The organism is Streptococcus sp. 1055 (genome assembly GCF_013276815.1).
GTDB classification, from domain to species: Bacteria; Bacillota; Bacilli; order Lactobacillales; family Streptococcaceae; genus Streptococcus; species Streptococcus pseudopneumoniae.
The window spans coordinates 15,732-32,615 of record NZ_VMLT01000034.1; the positions used below are offsets into that span (position 1 = coordinate 15,732).

The following is a 16,884-nucleotide window of genomic DNA, read 5'->3' on the forward strand; positions in this document are numbered from 1 at the left end:
TATTGAAATCGATAACATCGTTAGAGGAGAAAGTAATGAACAAACGTCTATTTTTAAAAATGAGTCTGGTGACGTTGTCAATTTTAGCCTTGTTTTCACAACCTGTGTTAGCAGAGGAAAACATTCATTTTTCGAGTTGTAAGGAAGCTTGGGCGAATGGATACGCGGATATTCATGAGGGAGACCCCGGTTATTCTGCCAAGTTATACCGTGATCATGACGGTGTGGCTTGCGAATTAAAAAATGCCCCTAAGGGTGCTTTTAAAGCAAAACAAGAGACTACAACTCAAACTGATACAAGTTCATCAACAACAAGTGGTTGGGTTAAGCAGGACGGTGCTTGGTACTACTTTGATGGAAATGGAAATCCAGTGAAAAATGCTTGGCAGGGAAGCTATTACCTGAAATCAGACGGGAAAATGGCCCAGAGCGAATGGATTTATGATGATTCTTATCAGGCTTGGTATTACTTGAAATCAGATGGTTCGTATGCTTATAGTACATGGCAAGGAAATTACTATTTGAAATCAGATGGTAAGATGGCCAAAAGTGAATGGGTTTATGACTCTTCTTATCAAGCTTGGTATTATTTGACATCAGATGGATCTTATGCTTATAGTGCATGGCAAGGAAACTATTATTTGAAATCAGATGGTAAAATGGCTAAAGGTGAATGGGTTTATGACTCTTCTTACCAAACTTGGTATTATTTGACATCAGATGGATCTTATGCTTATAATACATGGCAAGGGAATTATTATCTAAAATCAGATGGTAAAATGGCTGTCAATGAATGGGTTGATGGTGGACGTTATTATGTTGGTGCGACTGGTTTGTGGAAAGCTAATTCAAAAGTAAGCAATAAAGGTTCTTATTATAGCCTTCAAGGAAAGTATGATGAAATCATAGTTGCCAATAAACATTATCCTATGTCTAAAGATTACTATCCAGGTGAAAATGCTACTGCAAAAGCAGCCTTTTTAAAACTGATTGCACAGATGCAGAAGGAAGGATACGCTATTAGCGATAATTATAGTGGCTTTAGAAGTTATGCAACTCAAGCACAATTATATCAAAGTTATGTGAACCAAGAGGGCCAGGCTGCTGCGGATCGTTATTCCGCCCGTCCTGGATATAGCGAACATCAGACAGGACTTGCTTTTGATGTGATTGGCACAGATGGTCAATTAGTTGAAGATGCTGGTGCGGCTCAATGGTTATTGGATTATGCACCAGACTATGGTTTTGTTGTTCGCTATCCCCGTGGAAAAGAGAGTGTCACAGGCTATATGCATGAGGAATGGCATTTACGTTACATTGGAAAAGAAGCAAAAGAGATTGCTGCAAGTGGTTTGACACTGGAGGAATATTATGGATTTGATGGTGGAGATTATCTGGATTAAAAATCTATATTAGCTAAATGCAAACCTTTGCATAAATGACTGAAATTTGTTATACTAGTACTGTAAGCATTTTCAATTACTAGACAATGAAAAAGGAGAGTATGATGAGTCAAAAGATTATTGGGATTGACCTTGGTGGAACTTCTATCAAATTTGCAATCTTAACAACAGCAGGAGAAATCCAAGGAAAATGGTCTATCAAGACTAACATTTTGGATGAGGGAAGTCATATCGTAGATGATATGATTGAGTCTATTCAACACCGTTTGGACTTGCTTGGATTGGTGGCAGCGGATTTCCAAGGTATTGGAATGGGGTCACCAGGTGTGGTTGACCGTGAAAAAGGGACTGTTATCGGTGCCTACAACCTCAACTGGAAAACTCTTCAACCAATTAAAGAAAAGATTGAAAAAGCCTTGGGTATTCCATTCTTCATCGATAATGATGCCAACGTGGCAGCTCTTGGTGAGCGCTGGATGGGTGCTGGAGATAATCAACCAGACGTTGTCTTTATGACACTTGGTACAGGTGTTGGTGGCGGTATCGTCGCAGAAGGCAAATTGCTTCACGGTGTGGCTGGTGCAGCAGGTGAGCTTGGTCACATCACTGTTGACTTTGATCAACCAATCGCATGTACTTGCGGTAAGAAAGGTTGCCTTGAGACAGTTGCTTCAGCAACAGGAATTGTCAACTTGACTCGTCGCTATGCGGATGAATACGAAGGCGATGCAGCCTTGAAACGCTTGATTGATAACGGAGAAGAAGTAACTGCTAAGACTGTCTTTGGTCTCGCAAAAGAAGGAGACGACCTTGCCTTGATCGTTTACCGTAACTTCTCACGTTACTTGGGAATCGCTTGTGCCAACATCGGTTCAATCCTCAACCCATCAACAATCGTCATCGGTGGTGGTGTGTCAGCTGCGGGAGAATTCCTTCTACAAGGTGTTCAAAAAGTCTATGACGAAAATAGTTTCCCACAAGTACGCACATCAACAAAATTGGCTCTTGCAACTCTAGGAAATGACGCTGGGGTTATCGGAGCAGCATCACTTGTATTGCAGTAAAATAATAAAAGAGGAAAAATGCTAACCTAGAGTTAGTAATGTTCCTCTTTTCTTTTTTATGCTATACTAGTTAGGAACTAAATGAGGTGAGAGTAAATGACAAAAGCAGATACGATTTTTAAAGAGAATATTGAACGAATCCTCAAAGACGGTGTCTTTTCTGAGCAGGCCCGTCCTAAGTACAAGGATGGAACTGTTGCTAACTCCAAGTACATAACTGGTGCTTTTGCCGAGTATGACTTGGCCAAAGGGGAATTCCCCATCACGACTTTGCGTCCAATTGCCATCAAATCCGCCATCAAGGAAGTGCTCTGGATTTACCAAGACCAGTCCAATAGCCTAGAGTTACTTAATGATAAGTACAATGTTCACTACTGGAATGACTGGGAAGTTGGAGACACGGGAACCATTGGTGAGCGCTATGGTGCCGTTGTTAAGAAACACGACATTATCAATAAGCTTCTCAAACAGTTGGAAACCAATCCTTGGAACCGCCGCAATATTATTTCGCTCTGGGATTACCAAGCTTTCGAAGAAACAGATGGGCTGCTCCCGTGCGCCTTTCAGACCATGTTTGATGTTCGGCGTGTTGATGGGGAAATCTATCTGGATGCGACCTTGACCCAGCGCTCCAATGATATGCTGGTGGCCCACCACATCAACGCTATGCAGTATGTGGCTTTGCAGATGATGATTGCCAAGCATTTTGGCTGGAAGGTTGGAAAGTTCTTCTACTTCATCAACAACCTCCATATCTATGACAATCAATTTGAACAAGCTCAGGAATTACTCCGTCGTGAACCGTCAAACTGCCAACCACGTTTGGTTTTGAATGTTCCTGATGGAACTAATTTCTTTGATATCAAAGCAGAAGATTTTGAATTGGTGGATTATGACCCTGTTAAGCCGCAGTTGAAGTTTGACCTAGCTATTTAAGGCTCTTCGAAAATCTCTTCAAACCACGTCAGCGTCGCTTCATCAACAACCTCAAAACCGTGTTTTGAGCTGACTTCGTCAGTCTTATCTACAATCTTAAAGTAGTGCTTTGAGCAACCTGCGGCTAGCTTCTTAGTTTGCTCTTTGATTTTCATTGAGTATAAAAGAATAGAAAAAGAAGTTGAGACAATAAATCCCAACTTCTTTTGTTTCTTAACGTGATACGCGGCGGCGAGCTGCTTTTTTACGGTTTTCTTCGATGAAAGCTGCTTTTTGCTCTTCTGGTTCGATTACTTTCTTTTTAAATGCGTATACTGCACCTGCAACGGCAGCGACAGTTCCTGCGACACCTGTTACAAGACCTTTAGCGAATCCTTTAGCCATGAGTCTTCCTCCTTTATCTTCTTAATCAGCCAGTCTCCTCAAGAGGTCACATTTTTCTGACTGACCTTTTTGTGTTATAATAATAGTAACGAAAAAATGGGAATTTTTCAAGGAAAAAAGATGAAAACAAAAATAATTGTGATTGTTGGGCCGACTGCTGTTGGAAAAACAGACCTTGCTATTGAAGTTGCAAAGTGTTTTAATGGCGAAGTGGTTAGTGGAGATAGCCAGCAAGTCTATCGAGGACTTGATATTGGAACGGCTAAGGCTAGTCCAGAAGAGCAGGCAGCTGTTCCTCATCATTTAATCGATGTTAGAGAGGTAACCGAGTCTTACTCGGCTTTTGATTTTGTTTCAGAAGCTAAGATGGCTATTGAGGATATTCACAGCCGTAGCAAGCTGGCCATTATCGCTGGTGGGACTGGACTTTATATCCAGAGCTTGCTAGAAGGTTACCACCTAGGTGGGGAGACTCCCCATGAGGAGATTTTGGCCTATCGGGCTAGCTTGGAGCCTTATACAGATGAGGAATTAGCTCATCTGGTGGAGCAAGCTGGCCTTGAGATTCCCCAGTTTAATCGTCGTCGTGCGATGCGTGCCTTGGAAATGGCCCATTTTGGTCAGGATTTGGAAAATCAAGAGACCTTGTATGAACCATTGATTATCTGCTTGGATGATGAGCGCAGTCAATTATATGAACGTATCAATCGCCGCGTGGATTTGATGTTTGAGGCTGGGCTTTTGGATGAGGCTAAGTGGCTCTTTGACCATTCCCCTAATGTACAGGCTGCTAAAGGAATTGGCTATAAGGAACTTTTTCCTTACTTCCGTGGAGAGCAGACCTTGGAGGAAGCTAGTGAGAGTCTCAAACAGGCTACTCGTCGTTTTGCCAAGCGTCAGTTGACCTGGTTCCGTAATCGCATGCAGGTCACCTTTTATCAGATTGGAGAAGCTGGTGTGCAAGACCGCATTTTAAGCCAGATAGAGGAGTTTTTAGATGATTGATACGGAGAAAAAAGAGGAGCGAGTCCTGCTCATTGGTGTGGAATTGCAGGGTATGGATAATTTTGACCTCTCCATGGAAGAATTGGCCAGTCTAGCCAAGACAGCTGGTGCTGTCGTAGTCGATAGTTACAGGCAAAAACGTGAAAAGTATGACTCCAAGACTTTCGTTGGCTCTGGTAAGTTAGAAGAGATTGCCCTCATGGTGGATGCCGAAGAAATTACCACTGTCATTGTCAACAACCGTTTGACACCAAGGCAAAATGTCAATCTAGAGGAAGTTCTGGGTGTTAAGGTCATTGACCGTATGCAGTTGATTTTGGATATCTTTGCCATGCGGGCTCGAAGCCACGAAGGCAGGCTCCAAGTTCACCTAGCCCAGCTAAAATATCTCTTGCCCCGCTTGGTTGGTCAGGGAATTATGCTCAGCCGTCAGGCAGGGGGAATTGGTTCCCGTGGACCTGGTGAAAGCCAGCTGGAGCTGAACCGTCGTAGCGTTCGCAACCAAATCACAGACATCGAGCGCCAGCTCAAGGTGGTTGAGAAAAATCGGGCGACTGTCAGAGAAAAACGTTTGGAGTCGAGTACCTTTAAGATTGGGTTGATTGGTTATACCAATGCTGGGAAGTCAACTATCATGAACACCTTGACCAGTAAGACCCAGTATGAGGCTGACGAGCTATTTGCGACTCTGGACGCGACGACTAAGAGTATCCATCTAGGAGGTAATCTACAGGTGACTTTAACTGATACCGTTGGCTTTATCCAAGATTTGCCGACAGAGTTGGTGTCCAGTTTCAAGTCGAGCTTGGAAGAAAGCAAGCATGTGGACCTTCTTGTTCATGTTATCGATGCCAGCAATCCTTACCATGAGGAACATGAAAAAACAGTTCTTTCCATCATGAAAGACCTGGACATGGAGGATATTCCTCGCCTGCCCCTTTATAATAAAGCGGATTTGGTGGAGGACTTTACACCTACCCAAACACCTTATGCCCTCATTTCTGCCAAGTCTGAGGATAGTCGTGAGAACTTGCAGGCTTTACTGCTAGAGAAAATCAAGGATATTTTTGAATCTTTTACCCTGCGCGTGCCTTTTTTAAAGTCCTACAAGATTCATGATTTAGAAAGTGTTGCGATTTTGGAAGAGCGTGACTATCAGGAGGACTGCGAAGTCATTAGAGGCTACATTTCTGAGAAAAACAAATGGAGGTTAGAAGAATTTTATGACTGATATTAAAACGTTGGCTCTAAAATATGGGGGCTATACAAGTCTGGACAAGGTCTATCTGGATCAGCTTCTAGCTGGAAAGACAGAGCAGGAGCAGTTGGCTCTTATCACACCTCCTCCAAGTGTAGTCAATGCTTACTTTGCAGAACTCTACCAGAAAAAGAGTCCCCAAGCTGCGACGGATTATTTTGCAGAACTCAGTCAGGAACTGAATCTCTACAATGCTGAACCTAGTTTCACTCTAGAAAATAAGCCTTTTATTCGGCTTAATCTGTCTGGTAAATCCTTTGGTTTTTGTTATGAGAGTGAGGGTCTGGGTCGGATTTTCTCTGAAAATAAAGAGGTTATTTCAGATGACTTGCTCTTTGAAATTGCGCAAATTTTCCCACATCAACTAGTATTTGAAGAGTCAGGTAAAATTTATCTGAAAGCTGTCGGGGACGAGGAAGTTGTTAGTGTGGAGAGTCTTACAGCTTTGACTGATTTGGAAAGCTTGGCTGATGGTCGCAAGCGTCTCAAAGGCTACAGCCAAGATGATTTACTGCAAGAAGTTTCTGCTTTTTCTGGCAAGCGCTATTTTCGATCGGAAAACCGCACAGCCATGTTATATATTGATTAATTAGAAAGTATCGAATGGATATTCAATTTTTAGGAACGGGGGCTGGTCAGCCCTCTAAAGCCCGCAACGTCTCCAGTCTCGCCCTGAAACTCTTGGACGAGATTAACGAAGTCTGGCTCTTTGACTGTGGAGAAGGTACGCAAAATCGTATTCTTGAAACCACGATTCGACCACGTAAGGTCAGCAAAATCTTTATCACTCACTTGCATGGAGACCACATTTTTGGCTTGCCAGGTTTCCTTTCTAGCCGTGCTTTTCAGGCCAATGAAGAGCAGACAGATTTGGAAATCTATGGACCTCAAGGCATCAAGTCATTTGTCTTAACCAGCCTTCGTGTGTCAGGTTCGCGTCTGCCTTATCGTATTCATTTTCATGAGTTTGACCAAGATTCTTTAGGAAAAATCCTTGAGACCGATAAATTTACGGTGTATGCAGAAGAGCTGGACCACACTATTTTCTGTGTTGGTTATCGTGTTATCCAAAAGGATCTAGAAGGAACGCTGGATGCTGAAAAACTCAAGGCGGCAGGTGTCCCATTTGGCCCACTTTTTGGGAAAATCAAAAACGGCCAGGATGTAGTTCTCGAAGATGGGACTGAAATCAAGGCAGCTGACTATATCTCAGCTCCCCGTCCAGGTAAGATTATTACCATTCTTGGTGACACCCGCAAAACCAATGCTAGTGTGCGTCTAGCTGTCAATGCCGATGTCCTTGTCCATGAATCGACTTATGGCAAGGGTGATGAAAAAATTGCTCGTAACCATGGCCACTCTACTAACATGCAAGCTGCACAAGTAGCAGTAGAAGCAGGTGCCAAACGCCTCTTGCTCAACCATATCAGTGCCCGTTTCCTCTCAAAAGATATCAGCAAGCTCAAGAAAGATGCTGCTAGCATTTTTGAAAATGTCCATGTGGTCAAAGACTTGGAAGAAGTGGAAATCTAAAAGATTGAGAAAGGATAAGTATGCGTACTATTCTCATTACTGGCGCTAGTGGTGGTCTAGCTCAAGAAATGGTCAAACTTTTACCAGAAGACCAGCTCATCTTGCTTGGTAGAAATAAGGAAAAATTAGCCCAACTCTACGGAAACCATCCCCATGCAGAATTGATTGAAATCGATATTACCGATGATTCAGCCTTAGAAACTCTGGTAACTGACCTCTATCTCCGCTATGGCGAGATTGATGTTTTGATAAACAACGCTGGTTACGGGATTTTTGAGGAATTTGACCAGATTTCTGACCAAGATATTCACCAGATGTTTGAGGTCAATACTTTTGCCCTGATGAACCTGTCTCGACACCTTGCGGCTCGTATGAAAGACAGTCGAAAAGGTCATATCATCAATATTATCAGCATGGCAGGTTTAATCGCTACTGGCAAGTCCAGTCTCTACTCAGCTACCAAGTTTGCGGCCATTGGTTTTTCAAATGCTCTGCGCCTCGAACTCATGTCCTACGGTGTTTATGTAACGACGGTTAATCCAGGACCAATCCGTACAGGATTTTTCGACCAAGCCGACCCAGATGGCACCTATCTCAAATCGGTTGACCGCTTCCTTTTAGAACCAGATGCAGTGGCTAAAAAGATTGTCAAGACTATAGGAAAAAATAAACGGGAACTCAATCTCCCAGTTTTGTTGAACCTAGCCCATAAGTTTTATACCCTTTTTCCCAAGCTAGCTGATAAGTTGGCAGGGGAAACTTTTAATTATAAATAAAAAAGAACCAATGTGCAGGTTGTTGCTAACCTACATATTGGTTCTTATCATTTCTCAACTATCAAACTGGACTTCTTCTAGTAGATAGTCGATAAAGCGTTCGCCCATCTTAGATAGGCTGGTTTTTTCATGCTGGATATAGACCAGCTCAATTGGATCATCAATATCCAGTGGGATAGAAACGATATTGTCTCCGTTGAGGTTGCTGTTCAAAATCCCTGTCGCAATGGTATAACCGTCCAAACCAATCAAGAGATTAAAGAGGGTGGCACGGTCACTAACCACAATGGATTTCTTGTGGTGCTCTTGAGATAGAATCTCTTCAGAGAAGTAGAAGGAATTGTGTGTCCCTTGGTCATAGCTGAGATAAGGGAAGTTTTCCAAATCAGATAGTTTGACCTTGTCTTTCTTTGCCAGAGGATTGGTCTTGCTGACAAAGATATGGGGCTGGGCTGTGAAGAGATGGTGAGCCAGCAGGTGGTTGTCATCCAGCATTTTGGTTAAAACATCACGGTTGTAGCTGTTCAAAAATAGGACACCGACCTCACTACGGAAGTTCTTGACGTCGTCGATAATTTCCCAAGTACGAGTTTCACGAAGGAAGAGCTCGTATTTCTCCATATCGCTTTTCTTGAGCAAAGAGACAAAGGCATTGACCACAAAGGCATAGTGTTGAGACGAAACGCTAAAGAGTTCGCGGTGGGCGACAGGATTTTTATAGCGTTCCTCCAGAAGCTGAGTTTGCTCGACAACCTGACGGGCATAAGAGAGAAACTCCATCCCATCACGGGTCAAGGTGATTCCCTTGGGATTGCGGATAAAGATCTCAATCCCCATTTCATTTTCCAAATCTCGCACCGCATTGGAAAGACTGGGCTGAGTGATAAAGAGTTGCTTGGCTGCCTCATTCATGGAGCCAGTTTCGACGATTTTGATAATATAATGTAATTGTTGAATTCTCATGTTTTTATTGTACCATACTTGCAACAGAATCGCCAAAGAAGATAGGAAAATCAGGAGTATTGTGTAAGTCTCTTCTTGAAAAAAACACAAAATTTTGCTAGAATGAGTCTTATGAAAACATTCTATGATGTGCAGCAATTCCTCAAACGATTTGGTATTATTGTTTACATGGGAAAACGCTTATATGATATTGAACTGATGAAGTTGGAACTCTCTCGGATTTACGATGCAGGGTTGATGGACAAATTAGACTATCTAGAAGCAGAAGCGGTTCTTCGCAGAGAGCACAAGGTAGAATTGGATTATATTGAGAAAAATGGAGAAAAGAACTAATGGTTACTTGGATTTTGTGGGCACTTATACTAGCAATGTTGGCGTGGATGGGCTTTAACTATCTTCGTATTCGCCGTGCGGCTAAAATTGTGGACAATGAGGAGTTTGAAGCCTTGATTCGTACGGGTCAATTGATTGATTTGCGCGACCCAGCAGAATTCCACAGAAAACATATTCTTGGGGCTCGCAATATTCCTTCAAGTCAGTTGAAGACTAGTCTTGCAGCCCTTCGTAAAGATAAACCTGTCCTTCTCTACGAAAACCAACGTGCGCAACGAGTTACAAATGCAGCTCTTTACTTGAAAAAACAAGGTTTTTCTGAGATTTATATTCTTTCTTATGGCTTGGATTCTTGGAAAGGGAAAGTGAAGACTAGCTAACATTCTGTAAAAATCTGTCGAATGATAGATAAAGCTAGCATTTTATGGTATCATCATTTATATTAATTTTAAGGAGATTTTATAATATGAATTCACAAGAAAAGAAAAAACCTTCACTTATTTTAGGTATCTTATCTATCGTCCTTGGTTTGCTTTCTCCAATAGTGAGTCTGATTTTGGGGATCATAGGATTGGTTTTGGCTTTTTCATACCAAAAAGAATCTGGACTGGACTATAAAACAGAAAAAATTCTCAACATCGTAGGACTTGTAGTTTCTGTTCTTAACTGGATTCTAACAATCGCAGTAGTTTTTAGATAAGCAAAAAACAAAAAAGCTTTAAATTTAAAGCTTTTTTTATTTTATCGACTCATCTCTAAATAGTTTTTAATGATTTGTAACTCTTTTTGGTTCAAAGGGAGGTAGTTACCTTCTGCTAAATCTGGGTTCAATGTAAAGTCCCCAAATTGGATTCTCTTGAGGCTAGTCACCTTAACACCAACCGAGAGGAACATTTTCTTGATTTGATGAAATTTTCCTTCTGAAATGGTGATAGAGGCTTGACTGAGGGAGGGACTTGCAGATAGAATCTCTAGTTTTGCGGGTTTACAGACAGTGCCATCTAAAAAGACAATTCCTTTTTGAAAGGCTTGGATATGGTCAGGTGTCAGAAGTCCATTAACTTTAACTTGATAAGTTTTATCGACATGATATTGGGGATGGAGGAGCTGAAAGCCTAAGGGACCGTTATCGGTCAAGAGGAGGAGTCCCGTTGTATCTCGGTCCAGTCGGCCGACGGCATAGAGCTTATCAGACTGGATGTCAGGCGGAAGGAGGTCCATGACGGTTGGAAGTTCCCTGTCTTTATTGGCTGTCACGACACCAACAGGCTTATGAAGCATCAGATAGGTGTGCTCATAGCCTTGAATGATTCGGTCCTGAAAAAGGAGTTCCTGTAGTCCTGTATCGATATTTTGGGCTAGGGAGCGGGCTGGGCAACCATCGACGAGAATATCCCCTTTGAGTAAGGCTTGCTTCATGGCCTTTCGGCTAACTTTTTCTTGGGCTAATAAATTATCTAAACGCATACTGTGCCTATCTTATCATAAGTCGCTTGCTTTGAAAAGGCTTGACGTGAAAAGAAAAGCGGAGTGAAAACATTTACACTTGCTTGAGTTATGTTATTTACCTGAAATTATGGTATAATCGTTCAGTTAGAAAATAAATTTTGAATATTATAGAGGAAATCATGACAAAATTAAGAGAAGATATCCGTAACATTGCGATTATCGCCCACGTTGACCACGGTAAAACAACCCTTGTTGACGAATTATTGAAACAATCAGAAACGCTTGATGCACGTACTGAATTGGCTGAGCGTGCTATGGACTCAAACGATATCGAAAAAGAGCGTGGAATTACCATCCTTGCTAAAAATACAGCTGTTGCCTACAACGGAACTCGTATCAACATCATGGATACCCCAGGACACGCGGACTTCGGTGGAGAAGTTGAGCGTATCATGAAAATGGTTGACGGTGTTGTCTTGGTCGTAGATGCCTACGAAGGAACCATGCCACAAACTCGTTTCGTATTGAAAAAAGCTTTGGAACAAGACCTTGTCCCAATCGTGGTTGTCAATAAAATCGATAAACCATCAGCTCGTCCAGCAGAAGTAGTGGACGAAGTCTTGGAACTGTTCATCGAGCTTGGTGCAGATGACGACCAGCTTGACTTCCCAGTGGTCTATGCTTCAGCGATCAACGGAACTTCTTCATTGTCAGATGATCCAGCTGACCAAGAAGCGACTATGGCACCAATCTTTGACACAATTATCGACCACATCCCGGCTCCAGTAGATAACTCAGATGAGCCTTTGCAGTTCCAAGTATCACTTTTGGACTACAATGACTTCGTTGGACGTATTGGTATCGGTCGTGTCTTCCGTGGTACTGTTAAAGTTGGGGACCAAGTTACCCTTTCTAAACTTGACGGCACAACTAAAAACTTCCGTGTTACAAAACTCTTCGGTTTCTTTGGTTTGGAACGTCGTGAAATCCAAGAAGCAAAAGCAGGTGACTTGATTGCCGTTTCAGGTATGGAAGACATCTTTGTCGGTGAAACCATTACTCCTACAGACGCAGTTGAAGCTCTTCCAATTCTACACATCGATGAGCCAACTCTTCAAATGACTTTCTTGGTCAACAACTCACCATTTGCTGGTAAAGAAGGTAAATGGGTAACTTCTCGTAAGGTGGAAGAACGCTTGCAGGCAGAATTGCAAACAGACGTTTCCCTTCGTGTTGACCCAACTGATTCACCAGATAAATGGACTGTTTCAGGACGTGGAGAATTGCACTTGTCAATCCTTATCGAAACAATGCGTCGTGAGGGATATGAACTTCAAGTATCTCGTCCAGAAGTTATCGTAAAAGAAATCGACGGTGTTAAATGTGAGCCATTTGAGCGTGTACAAATCGACACTCCAGAAGAATACCAAGGATCTGTTATCCAAAGCCTTTCTGAACGTAAGGGTGAAATGTTGGATATGATTTCAACTGGTAATGGTCAAACTCGTTTGGTCTTCCTTGTTCCAGCGCGTGGTTTGATTGGATACTCAACTGAGTTCTTGTCAATGACTCGTGGTTACGGTATCATGAACCATACCTTTGACCAATACTTGCCATTGATTCCAGGTGAAATTGGTGGTCGTCACCGTGGTGCCCTTGTTTCTATCGATGCTGGTAAGGCTACAACTTACTCTATCATGTCTATCGAAGAACGCGGTACTATCTTTGTCAACCCAGGTACTGAAGTTTACGAAGGAATGATCATCGGTGAAAACTCTCGTGAAAACGACTTGACAGTTAACATCACTAAGGCGAAGCAAATGACCAACGTTCGTTCAGCTACTAAGGACCAAACAGCTGTTATCAAGACTCCTCGTATCTTGACACTTGAAGAGTCTCTTGAGTTCTTGAACGACGATGAGTACATGGAAGTAACGCCTGAGTCTATCCGTTTGCGTAAACAAATCCTTAACAAGGCAGAGCGTGAGAAAGCTAACAAGAAGAAAAAATCAGCTGAATAAGAGCTAGAAAGAGAGAAAGATGGTCTATTTAGTCCTAGGGATTTTACTGCTCCTACTCTATGTATTTGCGACACCAGAAAGTATTAAAGGGACAGTCAATATCGTCGCTATGGTATGTATTTTAGTGGCACTTTTGGTTTTGTTGGCTCTATCTTTTCTGAAAATTTTTCAATTACCAACAGAAATGTTCCTAGCAATAGCCATGTTAATCCTAGCTTACTTTAGTGTGAGAGACATCACACTCATGCCAGTCAAAAAAGGTAAAAGAAGATAAAAAAGAGAGTTTTGGCTCTCTTTTTTTTGGTAGGAATTTTACAATAGTTTGAATTGTTTTTTTACTATAACATCATCTCTTTTGCTTGGATAATATGAATGGGAAAAACTTGAATAAAATTTGTCAATGACATCTATTTAATATTTGGTTAGTACTGGTTGCATATTATTTCGAAATAAAACTACTATATAATATTATTCATATAGGTAACATAAAAACATTATTCATATAGGTGATATAGTAAAATATCTAAAAAATTCGATTTTTTCCTTGACAACAAATAATAAAAATGCTATTCTTATTATATAAGAAATCGGTTTCAAAAAAGAGAGAATAGGATTTATTTTGTTGCATTGTTGCTCAGGGTGTGCTTTTTTGAAAGGAAAAATAAAATGAAAACGAAAAAACATAGATTACTTGCTCTAGCTCTTATTTCAAGTTTTACATTATTGGAAGCTGCATCAGCTGCTGTACAATATCCAGATGGAGGAGTATGGACGTATGGAGAAGGTTCAGGAGGTGGTTGGGCTTTTTCAAATTACTATCATGGTAAAAAATATCATTATTCTTCTCTTGTAAGTAAATGGGATAGTCATTCAGATAAAGGATCAGCACCTGCAGGGAAAACTTCAGAGGCTTGGATTTGGACTAAATTTGGGGAACAAGTAGCATTTTACTATGACTATGACTAATATTTAGTTTTCTTAGATAATTCCCCTTGTAAGAAATTACAAGGGGAATTTTGTTTACAAGGAGTCTACTATGAAGAAACTATTCATATTATTATCAACTTTTTTTCTCAGCTTCTTCCTTGCTTGGATTATTGTCTTACGTGCGCCACAATATTTATATGCAAGCTATGATTCCGTTTCTTTACTTCGTGTCAAAAAAGATACTCAGGAACCGACGCGTGAGGTATTTGAACAGGAATTGGAGAATTTTGCAAACTCAGAACAGAGTTTAATAGCTAGAAGAATTGTAGAGCCGAGTAAGGATGGGACGACTAACTTTACTTATGCAACTTATGGTCAGGGAACTTTACCAAAAGAATTCCAAGAAGCTAGCCAAGAAAGTCGTGAACGTAGTGATCCGCTAAATAGTTATCTCCTTTTGTCAGGCTCCTTGACGAAAGAAAAGCTTGCCGATAAATTAGGAGATTTGGGTTATAAAGCAATTGCTGACCGAAAGATACCGCCCTATTCTCTTGCTTTTCGAATATTACTAAATCCCCTTATTTTAATTAGTTTAGCAATATTTGGCTTATCTTTCTTTGCTTTAGTGATTATCACTCGGATTAAGGAAATGAGAGCTGCAGGTATAAAACTCTTTTCTGGTCAGACTCTCTTATCCATCATGGGGCATTCTTTATCGACTGATATCAAGTGGCTCCTTCTATCAGCCCTCCTTTCCTTCCTAGGTGGGGGAGTCCTTCTTTTTAGTCAAGGTTTGTTTTATCCTATCTTGTTAGCCACCTATGGTTTTGGGATTAGTTTCTATCTGTTGTTTTTATTGGCGATTTCAATTTTACTAATGCTCCTTTATCTAATGAGTTTGAATTACAAAGCATTAGTTCCCGTTATTAAGGGGAGATTACCCCTTAAACGCCTGATGATTTTAACTCTATTGTGTCAGTTGGTTGCTGTTTTTACAGTGGGCTACGCTGTTAAGACAGGCTTGACGTCTTACCAACGATTGAAAGAACTTGAAATTTCAAAACAAGCATGGCAAGACAGAGCAGACTATTATCAAATTTCTTTTGGCTTAGGTGATAGAGGAAAAGATACAGAAAATCAGAGCAAGTGGTATGCCTTTGCCAAGGAAGCAATCGAAGAAGAACAGGCTCTATTTGTAAAAGATAATCTCATTCATTTTGCAAATCCTCAAGGAAAAAATGAACAGCGAGAGACACTGGATACCTATAGTCCAGATGCTAATACGCTCTATGTCAGCCCAAGTTATTTGGACAAGGAAAAGGTCGTGGTAGATGCTGAGACCAAACAGAAGTTAGTCCATCTTCAAAAAGGAGAATTTGGACTCTTATTACCAGAATCTCTTCGTTCACAGGAAGCAGAACTTAAGAAAGCTTTTGAAGAAAGTTTGAACTATTACGGGCAATCAAGTGAGGAGGCAAGTGCTCCTTTAGAGTATGAAATGAGAGCGATTATTAGCTATCTTCCAACTGGAGAAAAGCGATTTGTTTATAATAACGGTGAAAGCCCAGTATCCATTCAGTACTTAACCGATTCGATTTTAGTTGTATTTACTCCAACATCTACAGGTGATAGTTTCATTTCAAAATATGTTTGGTCTATCAATGCTGGAAAACAACTTTTTATCAAAGGATATGAGAGTGGGCTAGAACTCTTGAAGAAAGCTGGAATTTATGAGCAAGTATCTTATCTTAAAGAAGGAAGAAGTGTTTATCTAACTCGTTATAATGAAGTTCAAACTGAAACAGCAACTTTAATCCTAGGAGCTATTGTTGGAATAGCTAGTTCCTTGTTACTCTTTTATTCTGTCAATCTTCTATATTTCGAGCAATTCCGCCGAGATATTCTGATTAAACGAATTTCAGGTTTACGATTTTTTGAAACACATGCTCAGTATATGGTTAGTCAATTTGCCAGTTTTGTATTTGGTGCTAGTCTCTTTATTTTAAGCAGTCGAGACTTGGTGATTGGCTTGCTCACTTTATTCGTCTTTCTAGCTAGTGCAGTTTTGACGCTTTACCGTCAAGCGCAGAAAGAATCTCGTGTTTCTATGACAATTATGAAAGGAAAATAGGATGATTGAACTAAAGAATATATCTAAAAAATTTGGAAGCCGTCAGCTATTTTCAGATACCAATCTTCATTTTGAAGGTGGGAAAATTTATGCCTTAATCGGTACAAGTGGCTGTGGTAAGACAACACTCTTGAATATGATTGGACGATTAGAGCCGTATGACAAAGGGCAAATTATCTATGATGGCACCTCTCTTAAGGACATCAGGCCTTCTGTTTTCTTTAGAGATTACTTAGGATACCTATTTCAAGATTTTGGCTTAATTGAAAGCCAAACCGTCAAAGAGAATCTCAATCTGGGTTTAGTTGGTAAAAAGTTGAAGGAAAAAGAGAAAATCTCTTTGATGAAACAAGCTCTAAACCGTGTAAACCTCTCTTATTTGGATTTAAAGCAACCTATCTTTGAATTATCAGGAGGAGAAGCACAACGTGTTGCATTAGCGAAGATAATTTTAAAGGATCCACCTTTGATTCTCGCAGATGAACCAACTGCTTCACTAGACCCCAAAAACTCTGAGGAATTACTTTCTATCCTAGAATCTTTAAAAAATCCGAATCGGACCATTATTATTGCGACCCACAATCCTCTGATTTGGGAGCAAGTGGACCAAGTCATTCGAGTTACCGATTTATCACATAGATGATATGGTAAGATTCATACTCAATGAAAATCAAAAAGCAAACTAGGAAGCTAGCCGCAGG

General features: G+C 40.9%; 19 protein-coding genes and 2 pseudogenes. 17 read left to right on the forward strand and 4 right to left on the reverse strand.

Annotation, left to right across the window (positions count from 1 at the left end):
* Positions 1-35: 35 nt before the first annotated feature.
* From HT699_RS11990 to HT699_RS03660, 4 genes and pseudogenes are all read left to right on the forward strand, one after another.
* Positions 36-842 (forward strand): annotated as a pseudogene (locus HT699_RS11990) (N-acetylmuramoyl-L-alanine amidase family protein); the annotation flags it as partial.
* Positions 843-848: 6 nt separating this feature from the next.
* Positions 849-1,403, forward strand: a pseudogene (ldcB, locus tag HT699_RS11995) (LD-carboxypeptidase LdcB/DacB); the annotation flags it as partial.
* Positions 1,404-1,507: 104 nt separating this feature from the next.
* Positions 1,508-2,467 carry an ROK family glucokinase gene (locus tag HT699_RS03655; RefSeq protein WP_138706985.1) on the forward strand — a complete coding sequence of 320 codons (960 nt, stop codon included), beginning with the start codon at positions 1,508-1,510 and terminating at the stop codon, positions 2,465-2,467.
* Positions 2,468-2,563: 96 nt separating this feature from the next.
* Complete coding sequence (locus HT699_RS03660) at positions 2,564-3,403, forward strand: thymidylate synthase (protein ID WP_000158605.1); 840 nt, start codon at positions 2,564-2,566, stop codon at positions 3,401-3,403.
* On the opposite strand, the gene HT699_RS11660 is transcribed toward HT699_RS03660, so the two are convergent.
* Together HT699_RS11660 and HT699_RS03670 are read right to left on the reverse strand one after the other, a co-directional pair.
* Positions 3,400-3,558: a hypothetical protein gene (locus HT699_RS11660; RefSeq protein WP_023936363.1), complete on the reverse strand. Its 159-nt coding sequence runs from the start codon at positions 3,556-3,558 to the stop codon at positions 3,400-3,402. The genes HT699_RS03660 and HT699_RS11660 overlap by 4 nt on opposite strands.
* 58 nt (positions 3,559-3,616) lie before the next feature.
* On the reverse strand, positions 3,617-3,787 hold the full coding sequence (locus HT699_RS03670; protein ID WP_001051780.1) for a DUF3042 family protein: 171 nt from the start codon (positions 3,785-3,787) through the stop codon (positions 3,617-3,619).
* Positions 3,788-3,907: 120 nt separating this feature from the next.
* On the opposite strand from HT699_RS03670, the gene miaA reads away from it, so the two are divergent.
* The 5 genes from miaA to HT699_RS03695 are packed head-to-tail and all read left to right on the forward strand — an operon-like array spanning position 3,908 to position 8,359.
* Positions 3,908-4,792 carry a tRNA (adenosine(37)-N6)-dimethylallyltransferase MiaA gene (miaA, locus tag HT699_RS03675; protein ID WP_138706171.1) on the forward strand — a complete coding sequence of 295 codons (885 nt, stop codon included), beginning with the start codon at positions 3,908-3,910 and terminating at the stop codon, positions 4,790-4,792.
* Positions 4,785-6,023: a GTPase HflX gene (hflX, locus tag HT699_RS03680; RefSeq protein ID WP_138706172.1), complete on the forward strand. Its 1,239-nt coding sequence runs from the start codon at positions 4,785-4,787 to the stop codon at positions 6,021-6,023. Before miaA ends, hflX begins: the two co-directional genes overlap by 8 nt.
* On the forward strand, positions 6,016-6,639 hold the full coding sequence (locus tag HT699_RS03685) for a cystathionine beta-lyase (protein ID WP_138706173.1): 624 nt from the start codon (positions 6,016-6,018) through the stop codon (positions 6,637-6,639). The genes hflX and HT699_RS03685 overlap by 8 nt, the downstream gene beginning before the upstream one ends.
* Before the next feature lie 14 nt (positions 6,640-6,653).
* On the forward strand, positions 6,654-7,583 hold the full coding sequence (gene rnz, locus HT699_RS03690) for a ribonuclease Z (protein WP_000354333.1): 930 nt from the start codon (positions 6,654-6,656) through the stop codon (positions 7,581-7,583).
* A 20-nt stretch (positions 7,584-7,603) separates the two neighbouring features.
* On the forward strand, positions 7,604-8,359 hold the full coding sequence (locus HT699_RS03695) for an SDR family oxidoreductase (RefSeq protein ID WP_001259184.1): 756 nt from the start codon (positions 7,604-7,606) through the stop codon (positions 8,357-8,359).
* A 54-nt stretch (positions 8,360-8,413) separates the two neighbouring features.
* On the opposite strand, the gene HT699_RS03700 is transcribed toward HT699_RS03695, so the two are convergent.
* Entirely contained in the window at positions 8,414-9,322 is a 909-nt protein-coding gene (locus HT699_RS03700; protein ID WP_001222592.1) for a LysR family transcriptional regulator, read from the reverse strand.
* A 102-nt stretch (positions 9,323-9,424) separates the two neighbouring features.
* Between HT699_RS03700 and HT699_RS03705 the strand changes: the two genes are divergently transcribed.
* From HT699_RS03705 to HT699_RS03715, 3 genes are all read left to right on the forward strand, one after another.
* On the forward strand, positions 9,425-9,655 hold the full coding sequence (locus HT699_RS03705; RefSeq protein WP_001808324.1) for a YqgQ family protein: 231 nt from the start codon (positions 9,425-9,427) through the stop codon (positions 9,653-9,655).
* Positions 9,655-10,035, forward strand: coding sequence for a rhodanese-like domain-containing protein (locus HT699_RS03710; RefSeq protein ID WP_000259256.1), 381 nt, complete (start codon positions 9,655-9,657; stop codon positions 10,033-10,035). Before HT699_RS03705 ends, HT699_RS03710 begins: the two co-directional genes overlap by 1 nt.
* Before the next feature lie 86 nt (positions 10,036-10,121).
* A complete protein-coding gene (locus tag HT699_RS03715) occupies positions 10,122-10,355 on the forward strand; it encodes a hypothetical protein (protein ID WP_001088017.1) in 234 nt (77 codons plus the stop codon).
* Between the two features lie 41 nt (positions 10,356-10,396).
* On the opposite strand, the gene HT699_RS03720 is transcribed toward HT699_RS03715, so the two are convergent.
* On the reverse strand, positions 10,397-11,122 hold the full coding sequence (locus HT699_RS03720) for a pseudouridine synthase (RefSeq protein ID WP_050208759.1): 726 nt from the start codon (positions 11,120-11,122) through the stop codon (positions 10,397-10,399).
* Positions 11,123-11,283: 161 nt separating this feature from the next.
* Between HT699_RS03720 and typA the strand changes: the two genes are divergently transcribed.
* The 5 genes from typA (at position 11,284) to HT699_RS03745 (ending at position 16,826) form a co-directional block, all read left to right on the forward strand.
* Positions 11,284-13,125, forward strand: a complete 1,842-nt coding sequence (typA, locus tag HT699_RS03725; RefSeq protein WP_000164111.1) for a translational GTPase TypA — start codon at positions 11,284-11,286, stop codon at positions 13,123-13,125.
* Positions 13,126-13,144: 19 nt separating this feature from the next.
* Positions 13,145-13,399 (forward strand): DUF3165 family protein, encoded by a 255-nt coding sequence (locus HT699_RS03730; protein ID WP_000262804.1) that lies wholly within the window; start codon positions 13,145-13,147, stop codon positions 13,397-13,399.
* Between the two features lie 392 nt (positions 13,400-13,791).
* Positions 13,792-14,091 (forward strand): lactococcin 972 family bacteriocin, encoded by a 300-nt coding sequence (locus HT699_RS03735; protein ID WP_054393023.1) that lies wholly within the window; start codon positions 13,792-13,794, stop codon positions 14,089-14,091.
* Between the two features lie 70 nt (positions 14,092-14,161).
* Positions 14,162-16,183 carry a bacteriocin-associated integral membrane family protein gene (locus HT699_RS03740; RefSeq protein WP_138703192.1) on the forward strand — a complete coding sequence of 674 codons (2,022 nt, stop codon included), beginning with the start codon at positions 14,162-14,164 and terminating at the stop codon, positions 16,181-16,183.
* A gap of 1 nt (position 16,184) precedes the next feature.
* Positions 16,185-16,826, forward strand: a complete 642-nt coding sequence (locus tag HT699_RS03745; RefSeq protein WP_000571290.1) for an ABC transporter ATP-binding protein — start codon at positions 16,185-16,187, stop codon at positions 16,824-16,826.
* Positions 16,827-16,884 lie beyond the last annotated feature (58 nt).